General features: G+C 43.2%; 13 protein-coding genes. 5 read left to right on the top strand and 8 right to left on the bottom strand.

All coding sequences use genetic code 11. The features are described from left to right. Positions 1-6: 6 nt before the first annotated feature. The 3 genes from PN836_RS06345 to PN836_RS06335 are packed head-to-tail and all read right to left on the bottom strand — an operon-like array spanning position 7 to position 1,977. Positions 7-711 (bottom strand): response regulator, encoded by a 705-nt coding sequence (locus PN836_RS06345; protein ID WP_395344405.1) that lies wholly within the window; start codon positions 709-711, stop codon positions 7-9. Positions 712-734: 23 nt separating this feature from the next. Beyond that, positions 735-1,157: a DUF3019 domain-containing protein gene (locus PN836_RS06340; protein WP_395344404.1), complete on the bottom strand. Its 423-nt coding sequence runs from the start codon at positions 1,155-1,157 to the stop codon at positions 735-737. Beyond that, positions 1,132-1,977, bottom strand: a complete 846-nt coding sequence (locus PN836_RS06335; protein WP_395344403.1) for a MipA/OmpV family protein — start codon at positions 1,975-1,977, stop codon at positions 1,132-1,134. The genes PN836_RS06340 and PN836_RS06335 overlap by 26 nt, the downstream gene beginning before the upstream one ends. 180 nt (positions 1,978-2,157) lie before the next feature. On the opposite strand from PN836_RS06335, the gene PN836_RS06330 reads away from it, so the two are divergent. The 5 genes from PN836_RS06330 to PN836_RS06310 all read left to right on the top strand — a co-directional run bounded on the left by PN836_RS06330 (position 2,158) and on the right by PN836_RS06310 (position 13,666). Beyond that, complete coding sequence (locus PN836_RS06330; RefSeq protein ID WP_395344402.1) at positions 2,158-4,218, top strand: TonB-dependent receptor plug domain-containing protein; 2,061 nt, start codon at positions 2,158-2,160, stop codon at positions 4,216-4,218. Positions 4,219-4,370: 152 nt separating this feature from the next. Then, a complete protein-coding gene (locus PN836_RS06325; RefSeq protein ID WP_395344401.1) occupies positions 4,371-8,216 on the top strand; it encodes a S8 family serine peptidase in 3,846 nt (1,281 codons plus the stop codon). Between the two features lie 74 nt (positions 8,217-8,290). Continuing rightward, a complete protein-coding gene (locus PN836_RS06320) occupies positions 8,291-9,661 on the top strand; it encodes a hypothetical protein (protein WP_395344400.1) in 1,371 nt (456 codons plus the stop codon). Positions 9,662-9,790: 129 nt separating this feature from the next. Beyond that, on the top strand, positions 9,791-11,155 hold the full coding sequence (locus PN836_RS06315; protein ID WP_395344399.1) for a hypothetical protein: 1,365 nt from the start codon (positions 9,791-9,793) through the stop codon (positions 11,153-11,155). Between the two features lie 186 nt (positions 11,156-11,341). After that, entirely contained in the window at positions 11,342-13,666 is a 2,325-nt protein-coding gene (locus PN836_RS06310; protein ID WP_395344398.1) for a penicillin acylase family protein, read from the top strand. Positions 13,667-13,804: 138 nt separating this feature from the next. On the opposite strand, the gene PN836_RS06305 is transcribed toward PN836_RS06310, so the two are convergent. The 5 genes from PN836_RS06305 to PN836_RS06285 form a co-directional block, all read right to left on the bottom strand. Further along, positions 13,805-14,140, bottom strand: coding sequence for a hypothetical protein (locus PN836_RS06305; RefSeq protein WP_395344397.1), 336 nt, complete (start codon positions 14,138-14,140; stop codon positions 13,805-13,807). 7 nt (positions 14,141-14,147) lie between these two features. Continuing rightward, on the bottom strand, positions 14,148-15,731 hold the full coding sequence (gene tnpC / locus PN836_RS06300) for an IS66 family transposase (RefSeq protein ID WP_395344396.1): 1,584 nt from the start codon (positions 15,729-15,731) through the stop codon (positions 14,148-14,150). Between the two features lie 23 nt (positions 15,732-15,754). Beyond that, entirely contained in the window at positions 15,755-16,090 is a 336-nt protein-coding gene (gene tnpB, locus PN836_RS06295) for an IS66 family insertion sequence element accessory protein TnpB (protein WP_395338414.1), read from the bottom strand. Further along, positions 16,090-16,362 carry an IS66 family insertion sequence element accessory protein TnpA gene (tnpA, locus tag PN836_RS06290; protein ID WP_395338416.1) on the bottom strand — a complete coding sequence of 91 codons (273 nt, stop codon included), beginning with the start codon at positions 16,360-16,362 and terminating at the stop codon, positions 16,090-16,092. Before tnpA ends, tnpB begins: the two co-directional genes overlap by 1 nt. A gap of 80 nt (positions 16,363-16,442) precedes the next feature. Beyond that, positions 16,443-16,823 carry an alpha/beta fold hydrolase gene (locus tag PN836_RS06285; RefSeq protein ID WP_395344395.1) on the bottom strand — a complete coding sequence of 127 codons (381 nt, stop codon included), beginning with the start codon at positions 16,821-16,823 and terminating at the stop codon, positions 16,443-16,445. Positions 16,824-16,908 lie beyond the last annotated feature (85 nt).

Here is a 16,908-nt window from a genome sequence, read left to right as displayed (position 1 = left end):
TAGAACCTAGTTGTCCCAGGCGTCAGATACGAATAGGTAGCCTTTTCCCCAAATTGTCTTAATGCGCTCATAATGCTTATTGTCATCATTCAATAGTTTGCGAAGTGACGACACCATTACGTCGAAGCGTCGGTCTTGGCCATCATACTCTCTAGACTTAAGAACCTGAAACACTTCCTCACGACTTACAACCTGCCCAGAATTAGATGCTAACAACCATAAAAAGTCGAATAAGCTCGTCGATACCGGTACCTCAGTGTCGTCAAGGGTAACGCGTTTTGATGATTTATCGATTGTAAGTTTTCCGAAGTTAAGAACATCTTTACTAATCGTTTTTTCCATTTCACGGTCGCGTAAAACGGCTTTAATTCTTGCTAGTAAAGCTCGTGGTCGCACTGGCTTTGTAACATAATCATTTGCGCCAACTTCTAAACCGACTACCTCATCTAGCTCGTCTACTTTTGCTGTCAACATGATGATAGGAATGTTGCTAAATTCTCTCACTCTTTTGCATACTTCAATGCCATTAAGTCCGGGCAGCATCAAATCAAGCAATATGAGGTTATAGTGTTCTTTGCGCATTGCATTAACAACTAAGTCACCGCGTTCAACATGGACTACGCCGAAACCTTCATTTCTGAGAAATTCCATAATCCATGAAGCAAGGGCAATATCGTCTTCCACTAAAAGTAAATTAGAATAATAAGCCATACTTAAGTCTCCGTTACACAGTGTTAAAAAACGCGCCAGCGACGCTTATGACGTTCTCTCTCGTGAACCCAATTCACACTTAATTGTTTTTCAGTAAGCCTTATATTTGAATCGCTATCTCTCAAATAAAAATAAGCCGATTGTGGGTGAATAAACTCAAATTTTAGCTCTGCCTTGCTCTGGGATTTCCAGCACCGAATGGGATCGTCTATGTAGTCAACAAACAAACACACGTTTTTGGGTGTAGGTGTACTCCACGAGATATTCACATCTGCATAGCAGTCTCTGCCTTTAGACAGGGTTACACATTTAAGCGGGGTAACCGCCAGGTACGTGAATGGCTTATCGGCTCTGTTGGCTGCGTTTGCGTCAAAAACTACCGCACAAATTAACGGTATCAGCAGCGCGAAAATATTCCTTTTACCAAACATAAACCACACTAACATCGAGCGATGTCCTTGAGGCACTTTCATAAAGAGGGCTTCGGTGAAACGCCGATGAAAACTGGCTGCGCGTTAAGTTGACTCTAAACAGGAAATCCTCACTTATAGGATACTGTGCAGCCGCTTCAAGCATAACGCGGTAGCCACTGTCAGCCTCGTATTGAACACGCGAGGCGGTTTGCTCCTCTTCAGAAACCCCAGCGTAGTAATTGATGACGTTACTTGAAAAAAGAGTTAACCCTGCTCCAAGCTGTAAGTCCCAATTGCGTACTTGGTACCTCTTGGAATAATAAGCATCGATTAGTGAACCTTCATGGGTATTCAACGCTACTCCACTGGCAATATCGACCCACCAAGCGCTATTATCATTGAAGAAAGCAAAACGGAATCCTTGACTAAAATCATCCTTCCGGGTTTCTATACCGTCAAGTTCATTGCTTGGCGGTTCTCTATATACGTTTCCGATATTTTCGGACAGGCCATAGATATAGGTTTGTCCCAACAACACATCAAACTGAAAAGACTCGCTACTGTAGGCTCTGTAACCAAGCGTGCCAGCGGTAGCGCTCCTACGAAATTGATTGTCACTTTCTATAAAGAAGTTCCCGACGTAAAAATCTAAACCAATGCCAAGTCCAACAAAATCCTCTGGTTGGCTTTGTTGTGGTCCAACATATTGTCCATCAAGCAGGGTAAAGTTTAGGTTGAAGTAAAGAGTCCAATCAATTTCTAATTCCGATTCGTTTGCATACGAACCGCAAGTGCTCAGTAGTAAGACTGCTAATACACATAAAGAGTGGCCAATGCGGCTAGTAATTGCCATGTACTATGGGGATCCGGTCGTTAATGAATCGGTATTAAAGTGTTCTCTATTTTACACAGCCCTGATGATATAAGTGTATAAAAACTGTAAGACCTCTATCATTTTTTAGACACTTTACGGACAGTCTTTACGCCAAAATGCCCATATTCTGCGCCTCACAATATTAGTAAGGACAGACTTATGATAATCGACCAAAGCAATTATTTATGTTTAGGCGGGCTTATTTTTGGTGTTATGGCGGTCTCTATCAATGCGCATGGCAAAAGCGAAGGCATGCCCAATGGAGCTGGTGAGATAGAAGTTATTTCGATAGAAATGAAACGGTCAAACGTTAGATCTGAGCCGACAGAGCATACTAAAAAGCTTCTTAAGATAGCAGGAATTGACGGAGATCCGCTTGCCGCTGTATTTTCACTGCCAGGTGTGATTTTTGCTGGCGGTGATTTTGGAGGCGAACCAGCGGTGAGAGGCTCTTCGCCAGACGATAACGTATTTTTTATAGACGGTATACCTGTAGACTACATATTTCATTTGTTTGGCGATAGCATTTTTAATGAGCATTTGCTGCAAGATTTTCGATTTAATGCGGCTGGGTTCGATGCCTCGTATGGAGGGGGCACCGGCGGTGTATTTGATGTGTATCTTCGAGACCCAAAGTCTCAGTCAATTCGAACGCGATTTGATTTAAGTTTTTTGAAAACCGGGCTTCTTGTTGAGGGAAGCGTCAATGAAGACCAACAGTTTTATGCCAGTTATCGGCATTCTCTCGTTCAATTTTTTCTACCTGAGGGTGATGAGGATGATGGCATTACCATCTTGCGGGCACCGCAAAGCGATGACTATCAAAGTAAATATCAGTGGAATATTAATACACGCCATCAGTTAACATTTGCAGCTCATGGAGCGAGCGATCGTGGAGCAGCGAATATTTCCTCAGCATCAGAAGAGGGGCGTATAAACCCTGATAATATAGGAGATGCTGCGGTTTCAAGCTCGTTTGCAACCCAAGGTATCGAGCATGAATACTTTGGTGACGATATCTATTTGAGAAGTATATTAAGTCACACGTCAACAGACAATGAGGACACCTTTGGAGATAACCAGTTCGTGTCATTACACGATGAAGAAACTAACCTTCGGATACTATTGGACTGGCAACGCTCTTCTAAAAATCGAATTTCGTTTGGTCTCGATGTGCTTCACAATGACATTGACTATGCATTCGATTTTTTTAATTACAATTGTACTGATACAACAGCCGATTGCTTAGGTAATCGGGGTGAGCGCGTCCAAGCGAGCGACAGTCTTACTTTTACAACGATTGGTTTTTACGCAATAGATCGCTTTGTCTTGACTGATTTTCTTGATGTAGAGTTTGGCGCGCGTATTGAGCACGACAACTTTACCGAAGAAACCTATTTTCATCCTCGTTTGGCGTTAACATGGGATATATCTGAACGTCTAAGCGCGTTTTCTAGATTTGGTCAATATTCACAGTTTCCAAATATTGAGCAAGTCATTCCTGAAATTGGAAATAGACACCTAAATCCTTATTTGGCGAGCCATATAGTGGGTGGATTCTCCTATGACTGGAAAGAGGATTGGGATGTTACATTAGAGCTCTACTCAAAAGATTTAAGCGAGCTTGGACGTGCCAATAACGACGAAAGTCTTTCCACAGTAAACGCAAATTTTACAAATGATATTTCAGGTGCGGCTTACGGTGCAGAATTACTTGTTAACAAACATTTAACTAACAACTGGTATGGCTGGTTTTCACTCGGCTACTCTAAAAGTGATCGAACTGACGAACTTACTCAGGAAACAAGCGATTATGTATTGGACACGCCTTGGATTGTTAATATGGTTTTACAGTATCAATACACAGACAGCTGGGATTTTGGTCTTCGCTTAAGCGCTAGAGATGGCGCTAGATATACACCAATTTTGGGCCTACGAGAGAATCCAAATCATGAAAATAGCTTTTTACCCATCTATGGACCATTAAACAGCAGAAACCTTCCCAATTATTTTCGTTTAGACGTAGAGGCTGCGTATACATTCACCGCTTTCTCAAACGAAGCTATCTTCACAATGGCACTTATAAACGCGACCAATAACGAGAACGTTATTGGCTATTTTTATGCGCCCGATGGCACTGAGAGCTTAAGCAACACACCAATCGAATCTGAGGATGGTATTGGTATATTTCCATCAATTGGGATCACTCTTAATTTTTAAAGAAATTCCTGCTTGATTGTTCAGGTGAGATTACATTTTCTTACGTTTCTTATAGAAAAGGTAACAGATTAGTTGCTGACTTATCTCTAAGCTGAACATTGATACTTTCGCTGAATTTACCATAAACACTATTGCATAAATGAGGAATGACTGTGCTTGTCAAACTAAAACGTGTCAAATTATTGTGGGCTTGTGCATTGGCGCTTACATTGTCTTACTGTGCAAGCGCTAAAGTAATTGATAATCGATACATTGTCGTTCTGAAGTCGAGCCCCTCTGCAAGCGAGAGCTCTGTGCTCAAGCACTCGAGCATCAGTTTGGCCGAGGAACAAAATAGAATGATTGAAACCTTGAAAGGTCGCAATAGCTCAATTGAGGTGCATCGGCAATTCAAGACCTTAATTAACGCAATTGATGTGACAGCTGATGAAAGTGGGCTAGATCTAATAAAGTCTTTGTCTCAAGTGGAGCGGGTCTATCCCGTTCGGCTGCGCTATTCACATCTTGACCAAAGCCATACTGTCACAAAAACGGCAGAAGCATGGCAATTACTAGGTGGCGTGAGCGAAGCTGGGAGAGGAGTAAAGATTGCAATTATTGACTCTGGCATCCGTCCAGAAAACCCTATGTTTTCTGATGATGGATTTGAAGCGCCAGATCTAAGTTCGAACGAATGGCTTTCGCAAAATCCTGACTACTGTCGTTCGCCTGATGGAGACGCGAACTTTTGTAATAACAAAATTATTATTGCCCGTTATTCTATGCCAACCGACGATATTTTTTATTCAGAAGAGGATTTAACGCCGCTAGATACTAACGGACATGGTAGCCATGTTGCTGGAATTGCAGCAGGAAACCCAGTTCGAGTCGAATTTGACAGCGTTGAGGTCGATATTGCAGGAGTAGCACCTGGCGCTCAGCTGATGGTTTATAAAGCGCTTTTTAACAGTGGAGGGTTGCTCATTGGTTCAGATTCAATGTTATTGGAGGCACTTGAGAATGCGGTAAACGATGGTGCCGACATAATTAACAACTCGTGGGGCGCGATTCAGGATGGCTCACCAGAAGATAGTGTATTTAGTGATGTATTTCGACGTGCAGAGGAATTAGGCGTGGTCATGGTGAGTTCCGCTGGCAATACCGGAGCCGTTACAGCCGCAATAAACTGCCCAGGGTGCATTGAATCGGGGATTACGGTTGCCAACAGTATGCATGGGCGGGTGTTTGCACATCAGATTACCATTGGTGAAGAGAGGTTTGCGGCAACAACCGGCCAAAATATCCTTTCATTCGAAGATAAATCTTTGGACCTTATTTCGCTAGATTCCCTGAGTGACGAGGCAATAGATGTTTGCGCCTCTTTACCCAATATGAGTCTGGTTGGTAAAGCGCCGTTAATTCGTTACTCAAATCAGTGTTTATTGGAAACAATAGTAGCGAATACGATGAATGCAGGGGCAGAAGCCTTATTATTATATCAGGACACGCTATCCGATTTTGATTTGGTTCGCCCTTTCAATCAATTTGAAAATGAATTCGATATACCTTTGTTTGGACTTTTCTTCAACGATGCGCAAAAGTTAAAAGAAATGGTGTCAGATGGAGAGCGACAGATCACAATTAGCGGTGTTCGAGTCCCCCTTGTCAATAAAGAACTCAATAACATTTTGTATCCAGGAAGCTCTACTGGCCCCAACAGTAATCCCAATGTATTAAAACCCGATATTATAGCGCCCGGAACAGACATTCTATCGGCCTCAGCCCCACAACCCGATGTAGTATTTCCTTTCGCTAGTGCTATAGCTGAGACCGCTCCTGTGTTTGCGCTCAAAACTGGCACCAGTATGTCAACGCCTATGATTTCTGGGGCCGCAGCTCTTATACGGCAACAAAATTATGGTTGGTCTGCAAAGTGGATAAAATCTGCGCTAACGTCAACAGCAAACGATTCGGTTCAAAAGCTACAAGGAAATACATCACCTTTTGAGGTTGGCGCAGGAATGCTCGACATTCCTGCTGCTCTGGGCACCAAAGTGGTTTTTGAATCGAATTCTCATGCTCATGGTTCATGTGTTGGGCAATGTCGATTTGATAATCGGATTACAAACGTTAGTGCAGCGCCCGTTAATGTCTACGTTGACGCAGTTTTCTCTGACGTAAATGCTGAATATTCAATTGATATTGCTTCAGCTCAGTTGACTGAACGTGGAACAATTGGTGATTCACAAAGCTTTTCGATGACAGTCAACACCTCAAACGTTCCTCCTGGTACTTGGGTGTACGGAGACATTAGGATTAGTACGGATGGAGATCATACAAACACCATTCCTATCGCAATATATGCTAACGACAACAGCGATACGCGAGCTTTGAGTTCCAGTGTAACGCATATTGATACAGAAAAGCTTAAGGCAACCACGCGCGTTTCCAATATCGACTTTACGCGAAGTCCCTCGTTAAGAATAGGCTTGTCAGGCAATGCAAGCTTTATTGAGGGCAGCGTTGAAGCTGTTGTGACCAACGGCAAAACGACGCGAGTAGGAATTAGTGAAGAAGGGAATCTAAGGTGGTCAGGTAACTTACTCGAGGGTGAAATGACATTGTTTGAATCACCGAGTCTGGACATCGGTTCACTAGCAGAACGAGGTGCACTGCCGATCGCTTGTGATAATGGGTGTTTTAATTTTTCGACCACCATTGATTTCCCATTTGTCTATCATGGTGAAAGCTATTCAGGGCTCACTGTTTCTAGTAATGGATTCATTATTGCCGGCAAACGAGACCTTGGGCCATTCGATGCGAATCAAGGCCTTAAACTGCCTAGCGCAGACAATATTAATAATGTCATTGCACCATTATGGTCAGATTTTGATCTCTTAGATCCCAACGACCCCTCTGACTCAGGCTCAGGTTCAATATACGTTCAGGAAATATCCTTAGACGGCATTCAATACTTAGTAGTTGAGTGGAATGAGCTTGCGCCTACCGGCTTCTTTGAAGAAGAGATGAATACCTATACTTTTCAGGTAATTATTAAAAAGAACAGTCATGAGCTATGGTTTAGATACGTTGACATCCCAAGCTCTTTAAATGCTCTCATAGGTGCTGAAAATAGCGATGCAACTCTTGGTACCACATATTTTAACGGCATCGAAGGTACTCCTTTACCTGTGCCAATTTCAGACATTCCCTTTTCCCTTGCCCTTGACGTAAGTCCAGCAGGAGTATTAGACCTTAACTATGAAATTGAGTTTCCATCGAGTTTAGTTGTGACGAAACCAGATAGCGTCAGTACTTTGGAGGACGTGCCAGTTGAGTTTGATGTGCTTTCAAATGATATGGGTAATTTTGACCTTATTATCGAGGCTGACCTAGCCGCACAAGAATCTATTCTATCGGCTCAACGCTTGGTGAAACTGCCAAGTACTGGCATAGACGCTTCATCTCTCAGCGTATCTAAACAACCGTCAAATGGCACTGCTTCAGTCTTCGATGGTTGGATTCGATATGTACCAAATCAAGATTTTTTCGGATTAGATTCACTGAGCTATTCGGTCGCAGGTAATGGGGATACTCGCGTTGAACAGAAAGTGAATATAAGCGTTGTGCCTATAAACGATGCACCAACTTTGCAAAACATCGCATCTCAAACCGTGCAATCAGGCGAAAGCGTGATCATAGGCCTTAAAGGTATCGATGTTGACGATGATGCCTTGACATGGGACTGGTCTCAGGTTGACGGGCCGCGTATCCGCTCTTTTCAGGAAAACATAGGGTGGGATACTTTTCAGTTGGAGGTAGTGACCCCCTATGTTAGTCAAAGCACAGAATTAGTTTTCTCGATTACTACGTCTGATGGTATCGAAGTAAGTTTGCCGGTGCTCGCAAGGGTGAGAGTGATGCCGAGTGAGCAACAGCAGACTTCCTCTGGTGGTAGCATCACTATTTATACCCTTGGCGCCCTGCTAATGCTAGTTTGGAGACGCCGAATCCATTAGTTTCTTTTAAGCAAAGAATCAAACTTCCTTATTACTTGATTACTGAAATAACATTGCTTGCTTAGGGGACCTGCATGCATAAACAATATTGTCTTTTAGTGTGCTTCATATTACTCCTTATTGGATGTGGGTCAAACGAAGACCTAGAGCCCACATCTATATCAATTGATTTTTCAGATGCCACTCACGGTTTTAAATCAATATTTTCTGAATATTATCCTAGTCGCCCAGCTGTAAGCAACGAAGCGATTTATCAACTAAGTGCCCGTCATCAACCTTTACCCAGTCCATTTCAAGAGGAATCTGGCTGGTACTTGAAAGGTATGAACTTTTCTGAAGACTTATTCATGTCAATAAAACGTTATTCAAGCGGTTGGGAACCAGAGACTCATTATGATGTATCGCTGTCGGTGACAATCTTGTCAAACGTTGGCTCAAATTGCAGTGGAAATGACACTGATATCGCTCCAGGAGAAGAGATATACGTAAAGCTCGGTGTGAGTAGCGAAGAGCCAATCAATGTCGTCTCCGATACATACGAAGACGCAATCTATCGCACTAATATTGACAAAGGAGACTACACCGAATCAGGAGTGAATGCCGACGTTGTCGGTAATATCGCCAATGGAAGGGATTGTCAGTTGCCAGCCACTTATCAACTAAAAACACTGAGTATGAAAAATTCTATCAACGTGAAAAGCGATGAAAATGGTGGATTTTGGTTAACAGTAGGAAGTGATTCCATATATCCCGGCTTCACTGAATATTACATCATGTCTGTTGATATGACAGTAAATGGTACTTTGATTGAATATAACTTTGCTGAAAACGATGCATCATTCTCACCGCTATTTTCAGATTATCCCCCTAGTACCGAGGCGTATAATGGCGAAAAAGAATTCCAGCTTAAAGCTAGCCATACACAATTGCCCTCGCCAATTGAGGCGAATCGAGGTTGGTTGCTTTCGGGCTCAAACCATTCAAGAGATCTCTTCATGGGAGTTACCGGTTACGTTCAGGGTTTTAAACCAAATACCAGTGTAAACGTGCTTATTGATTCAACTTTTTTATCGAGGACGCCAGAGAACTGTAACGACCATGACTTTACTCCCGGGGAGCAAGTATATGTTAAGCATGCAGCAAGCGCGCACGAGCCGCAAAATGGCGTAGTTGCTTATTTGGATTACCAGATTTATGAGTTATCGATTGATATAGGCAAATTAGAACAAAATGGTGTGGATTCCGTTACGGCGGGAAATCTAGCCACTACTGCAGCATGCAGTCGTTCGCCCGAATGGACCGAGCTCAGGCGTAACTCTCTACAAGCGCTTGAGCTAAAAACCGATAACAATGGAGGCATCTGGTTGACAGTAGGAGTAGACTCGATGTCGCTCGGTGTATCCGAGGTGTATGTCAAAGATCTAGTAGTAAGGGAAATCCAATAACGATTATTAAATTCGCGACAGATTACAATTACTTAGACCTATTCAATTGATAACGATTTCACAACAAACAATTACATTTTTAGCCATTGAAAAATTCTAGTATTTCTATCTCATTCATGGAGGTTAATTATGTATAAAAAATGTTTGGTCGCTGGTTTTATTAGCGTGTTAATTGGTGGGTGCGGTTCGAGTAACGACGCAGAATCGCCCCAGGTCGCAATCGATTTCTCTGAATCTAACAATAACTTCAAAGCAGTCTTTTCAGACTACTATCCAAGCCGAGAAGCCCAGAATAACGAGGAGTTTTATCAACTAGCCGCGAGGCACGAGAGACTTCCTAGTCCTTACGATACCCAGTCTGGTTGGTATCTTGCGTCAATGAATCGTTCTGATGATATATTTATGTCAATAAAGGGCTACTCGACGGGGTGGGAACCAGAAACGCATTACGAGGTAATGCTGTCGGTCACAATTGTCAGTAACGTGAGCTCAGATTGTGTTGGAATTGGTGGTGCGCCAGGTGAAGCCTTGTTCATGAAGATTGGAGCGAGTACTGAAGAACCACAGAATATCATTTTGGGTGAAAATAATTCCGCCATGTATCGCCCCAATATTGATAAAGGTAATCAGATTCAGTCAGGAGTAAACGCAAAAACTGTGGGCGATATCGCCAATGGAATAGATTGCGGTTTACCTGTTAGCTATAAAGAAAAAACCATGTCTTTATCAGAGCCGCTGGACGTAAAAACAGATGAAAACGGAGGTTTTTGGTTAATTGCGGGTACTGACTCGGGCTTTGAAGGCTTCACCGAGTATTTCATTAAGTCAATAAAGCTACAGGTTGATGATACTGTTCAAGAGTTTGACTTCAATGAAGGTGCACTTAATTTCTCACCCTTTTTCTCTGACTATCCGCCAAGCTCTGATGCAGTTGACAATGAGAAAGAATTTGAACTTGTGTCAAGCCATAAAACGCTGCCGGTTCCTTTTCAAGATGATCAAGGCTGGTATTTATCTGGCGTTAATAAGTCAAAAGATTTATTTATGGGTGTAACTGGCTATGTGAAGGGACTGACTGCTAACAAAACAATGCAAATTTCGATTGTTAGCACAGTATTGTCAAATACTCCGTCTAATTGCAACAACTCGGATGTGGCTGATGGTAAAGACGTCTTCATTAAGCATGGTGCAACGGCGTTTGAACCAACCAACAGTGTTATTGAAGACAGTGATTTTTTTATTTACGAATTATCCATTGACAAGGGCAAACACGGTGATGCAGGGGATGAAGCGTTTGTGGCTGGTACGCTTGGAACCAGTGGCACATGCGACGATTCCTCCGCATGGCAGGAGATGGAGTTTGATGTAGGAAAAAGCATTGAAGTGACGACAGACGAAAATGGAGGTTTTTGGCTGACTGTTGGCGCAGATTCCATTTCACCACACGAAACTAGCTTCTACATCACAAACCTTAAAGTTCAAGAAAAGAACTGATCGCACATTTGTAAGGACAACCTGAAATTAACAACAACCGTGTTGGAACTTTTGCGACAGCCTGCGACAAGTTCCAACACTTTTTAATTCCTTTTTACAAACACTCACAAAGCCTAAACCCTTATTAACAACATGGTCCCTGATTTCGCTTCACTATTATGCAGAATATTATAAAGGGAGAAACACATGACTTATCAGGGTAAAACCTACATCACCTTCTTAGTTGCTGCATTAATGATTGTTACGCTGACCGCTTGCAATGATTCTGCTGATGACTTTTTAGTCTTAAAAAATAGCACGGAGATACGCTGGACAGCTTATGGTATCCCTCACATTCGTGCTAATAATTACATAGATTTAGGCGAAGGTTTGGGATATGTAATGGCAAAGGATAGAGCATGTAACATTCTAGAGGGCGTTATCACATCCGCGTCACAACGGGCTAGAGTCTTTGGTGCTGGTTCAGAAGATGCGAACATTAATAGTGATTTCGCACATTTACATCTAAATACGTATTCCAGAGCCACAGAAAGTTTCGACAGCCTTCCACAGCGTATACAAGACATGATGGAAGGTTACGCAAAAGGCTTTAATTTTGGATTGTCTAAACACGATATTAAATCACAAGGTTGCGAGCATTTTTCGAAACCGATAACGCCAATTGACGTGTATGCACTAAATATATCCATAAGCTATTGGGGATTTATCGGTGACTTTATCAATAAGATAGGTACTGCTGATGGAGTTGTAACTACGACTGAGGCGGCAACACGACGCAACAGTTCTACGCAAACACGTAAAAGCCTTGGTAGTAACGGTTGGGCGCTTGGGCGGGATATGGCGGAACGTGGTAAGAGTTTATTGTTATCCAACACACATTTGCCTCACACGTTACAATTTCAGTGGTACGAAGCACACTTAACTATTCCATCAGAGCTAAATGTTTATGGAGGGTTTTTACCGGGCTTTGTTACTCCTGTTATCGGCTTCAATGAGCGGTTTGCATGGACACACACTTGGTCAGATGCTATTGCAGGCAGTTTTTATGTTTTGACGATTCCTAGCGAAGACGAAGCCGTCCTTAGTTATGAGTATGAAGGCCAACTCCGCTCTTTGCAGCGCTCGAACTACCAAATACAAGTCAAACAAGCAGACGGTAGCTTGGCTTCATTGAGCCGCACACTATTTAAAAGTCATTATGGGCCCATTGTCGAATTCAGAGATAATAAAACTGCGATTGCCGCAAAGGACGCACCAAGTATTGCTGCAAACATAGCAGAATACTGGTTTTCACTCGCTCAAGCCGAAAGCGTTGAACAGGCTGTAAGTCTGAATGAAAAAGGTTTTCGAACTGGCAGTCAAAATATCTTGATGGTGGACGACGATGGCCACACTTTTTATGCTGATATGTCTACTGTTCCACAATTTAGTGACGAAGCATGGTCGAGCATTTATACCGATCCTGCTCGCTTTAATGATGACGCGTTCGGCTTTGTTTTAGATGGTTCAGATGACATATTTGAATGGGCGAGTATGATTCCATTTGAAGGTACTCCTAAACGTTATTCGACAAGTTACGTGCAAAATGCAAATGATTCTGCTTGGTTGGCGAATCTAGATGAACCTATTGAAAGCTATTCTCTTCAGTATGGCGAGGTTGGTCATGAGCAAAGTGCACGAACTAGACACAGTCTAGCTTTATTAGAGACGCTAAAGGCAAAGAGAAATGGCGTAAATTTAGATGATTTAGCGTCCGCAATGAACGACTATTCTTTATTCCTTGCGAATGACGTAAAAGAAAATCTTGTGCGACGATGCCGAGCTTATCCTTCAGTGAATTTGTTAAATAATGCTATAGACATTTCACAAGCATGTGACGTTCTCGACAATTGGGATGGTAAAGCTTCCATAGATAGTAAGGGGACTCACATATTTCGTGAGTACGCAATGAATGCCTTGGTGGGACGCCTTAGATTTGGCTGCGACGGAAATTGTTGGAAAGTACCGTTTGATCCAAGCGATCCTGTCACGACTCCATCAGGCTTACCCGAAGTCACTGATTCGCAAACCGATTTGCATCTTTTGGCATTAGCACAGGCAGTGATGGCCATAGAATCAGCGAATCTTGAACTAGAAGCGACTTTAGGTTCAATTCAAACTCTATCAAAAGGACGCGAATCTATACCTATTGCGGGCGGGTACGGAAACATCACCGGGAGCTTTAGTACCGTCTCGGGATCCGGCCCCTCGGAATTTTCATTTACAGGCCTTAGTCCTCGAGGCTATGAGGTGAAAGGTGGAGACGGATTTATTCTGTTACTCGAGTTTACAGAAATAGGTGTCCGTGCAAAGAGTCGAATGCTTTACAGTCAATCAAATGCGACAAGCTCAGAGCACTTTTTTGATCAAGCCAAACTAGTTAATGATTCAGAATTTAAAACGGTGCTATTTACTGAATCTGAAATAAAAAGCAACGACAAAGTCCAATTAGAGGTAATAAAAATACCTTAAACCTAATACTTGCAGGCGACTCCCATTCATTTATCTGACGACCCTCCGGTTTATATGGCTGGAGAGTTGCTGCAATCCAACGCGAAGCACCGTCTGCTAGAATATGCAATGATTCAGGGAGTATTAGAAAGTAAGCGATCATTTTAGACCGTTCTTTACAACCGTTTGATTTAGGTCTAGTGGTGCAGCGCTAATATGCCTGACTATGCCTGCCGGTACTTTGTGATGTGTTTTTGCGTTGTCGTTGGCAATCAACACCGTTTTTCGGTTTTTCTTAAGTAACGTGCCGGTGACCGTCGTGCCGTCATGAGTAAATTGCACTTTCATACCAGGTCGTAAGATGGCAATCGCGGCTTCGTCTAGCTGCTTTTGTAGCTCATCGATGCGCTTACATACAAATTGATTGAGTATATATAGTTGGTCAATGGATAAATGGCTGATGTCTATCGTGGTTTTGATGTCTTTATTTGTCATGGTGTGCTTACTTTTCTATATCTGAGCGCAGGCGTTTGTCTGCGAACAGGACTTTCCAGCGTCGAGGGGTTAAATCGATAACGTCTTTTGCCGGATGTTGTGAGACGCGCTGCAGTACATCCACCAAGTAGTGATACGGATTGATGTTGTGTAATTTGCACGTCACGGTGAGTGTATGCAAGACGCCAAGCTGTTTTGCGCCTAGTTCACTCCAACAGAACAAGTGATTCTTTCTTCCCATAGGGATAACGCGCAGGGCTCTCTCCAAGTAGTTCGTATCGATGCTGACTTGCGCATGAGTGAGGTAAGTTTTTAACTCATGATGGCGCTCATAGGCATAAGCAAGTGCTTTGGTTAACGGGTCTTTAGGCAGTAATTCAGGTCTCTGGCGCTGCTCGTATATCCATTTGAATAATGCAGTAATGATAGGCTCACTGTGTTTAAGGCGATATTGCACGGTATCCTCGGCATTAAGTGCCTGTTTTCGTATGTGCGCTTCAATCTTGTATAGCTTTTGTATTTCAGCCAAGGCGTATTGCGCCTCTTTAGGGTGATAATCCAATGCTTTTTCGAAGTAGCGGCGCGTGTGCGCCCAGCACGCTGCATGGGTAATTGTTTGACCTTGATGATTAAGCGTATCAATGACTTGGCTATATACCGCATAACCATCGCTTAACAAGGTGCCGTTAAAGCCTGCTAGTTGCTCCATTGCATGTTGTTTACCGCGAGAAGACGACCAGGTAAAGGCCACTTCATCTTGCTCACCATACATCGGCCAGAAGTACGTTTGCTTCATTGTTTTTGATGGTTGGCTTGATGTGCGGCTGCGGCGAGTCGAGGATTGTCGACCCGCCTTCATCGGCGTTTCATCCATACTGATGTTCCCCCCGGTGAGGATATTACTCAGCACCGCTTTGGCAATGGGGGTCAGTAAATCAATCCCTTGGCTAACATAATTAATTAGGGTAGCGCGTGATAGCGTGACCCCCGATTGCAACATCCGCAGATGCTGACGATGAAGGGGTAAATGATACACGGCTTTATCGACCATTAGGCCAGCAAGCAATGATACATCCGCATACGTGCCTTCTAGTATGTTAATCGGTGTTTTAGGCGATTGGATATCCCCACTGTCTTTGTGCTTGAGTACATTTTTGCGGTAAATGAGAATTTGATAGCTACCTGGCAATTGTGCCAAGCGATGGCTTTCTTTTACGCCAATGACCTCATAGTTATCTGCATCTTCACCTTCAAGCTCCGGACATGGTACATCAATCACTTTTGTCGGTACATCATCAGTAAAGCGAAGACCAGTGTCATTGACGTTATTTTCATCTTTTTGCTTGACTGAACGCGCATAGCCTTTGACGGCTTTTTTAGGCGCAGACGGTAAACCTTCATCCTGAGCTTGACCAAACAAGTTGGCTTGGTCAGGATTATCGATGATGTGTTTTTCTGATTTGCGCCCAAACAATTGGCGTTTAAACCAGTCAACTTGTTGCTGTAATGCTGCCATTTGCGCACGCACTTTTTCATATTCTTCGATAGGAATATGCGTGCTGTTTTGTATACTGGTTGAGGCGCTTTTCATGCCGCGAAGTATAGCAAATTCAGCTACTTAAGTCGCTTGTTTTGTTTGCCTTTTTGCCAATAAATACCATCTATTAAACACTGCAGTTGCGCGGCATTGAGCGATAGTTTGCCATCGTTACCCGCCACCTTGGCAAAGGTGCCGCGCTCCAGTCGTTTTGACCACAAACAGTACCCACCTTGATGATAATACAGCACCTTCATCATCGTGCGTTTACGATTCACAAACACAAACCAATCGCCTGCATGCGCAGGCAGTTGCATCTGGTGTTTCACCAAGGCCGCCAAGCCGTCAAACTGTTTGCGCATATCGGCAATGCCCAAATACAACCAAATGCGTGCATTGGTAGAGGACAACATCAGCCATCAGTACTCATATTCAGCACGACACCGTTTGGTAGCGTTAGCTCAATTTGCCATTGGCGCGTGTCTGGCAAGGCCATTGACTTCGTATCAATCGGCAACCACTGAGATGGCGCTTGCGCTAAGTGACTGTCACTGCGCTTTTTGCGTTGCAGGTAAAACGTAGATTGATTGATGTTGCGCGACTGACAAAACTGCTGGATTGTCATCTCGCTAACGGCTTGCTCGTCGATGAGGCGTTGCCATTCTTCACTTGTTCGTCTGGTCATTGATAGGTCTCCTGTATTTATCAATGACGCGATCTTAAATTATGCTTACGAGTGGGTGAAGAACGGTCTATTTTGATCGCTTACATTAGAAAGACAATAAACTTGGCATGTTTCCTTCTTAGCAACTGAAGTCCGATCACCCCGCCAAGCGAGTTGCTCACAAAGTGCACTTCAGTTTGGTTAAGATTGTGTAGGACTAGTTCAATATCGGAAGCTAACACTTGGAGTGTAAATGCTTGATTAGCTATTTTTACGGGCCTATCGGATTCTCCTTGTCCACGCAAGTCCATGGTAACGACATAGAACCCTTTGCTTGCAAAGCAAGTCGCATCTTCAGCAAAACCCTGCTGGGTTGCACCAAGGCCAGGACACATAAAAATGGTGTTGTCGTTCGGATTTCCGAAAGCGTAACAAACGAGATTTAAGCCATCTTCAACAAGCGTACTGATACGGTTGTTCATGACTTACGGCCTCTGTTTGCTTGGGCTCTATCTCGCACTTTGAGTCCTTATCCAAAACGTTTGGAAATGTTTGGGGGCGGGATGG

Source organism: Ningiella algicola (assembly GCF_028401415.2).
Classification (GTDB): Bacteria; Pseudomonadota; Gammaproteobacteria; order Enterobacterales; family Alteromonadaceae; genus Glaciecola.
The sequence above is the reverse complement of the archived record's forward strand: the minus strand, read 5'-3'. Positions and strand labels throughout refer to the sequence as shown.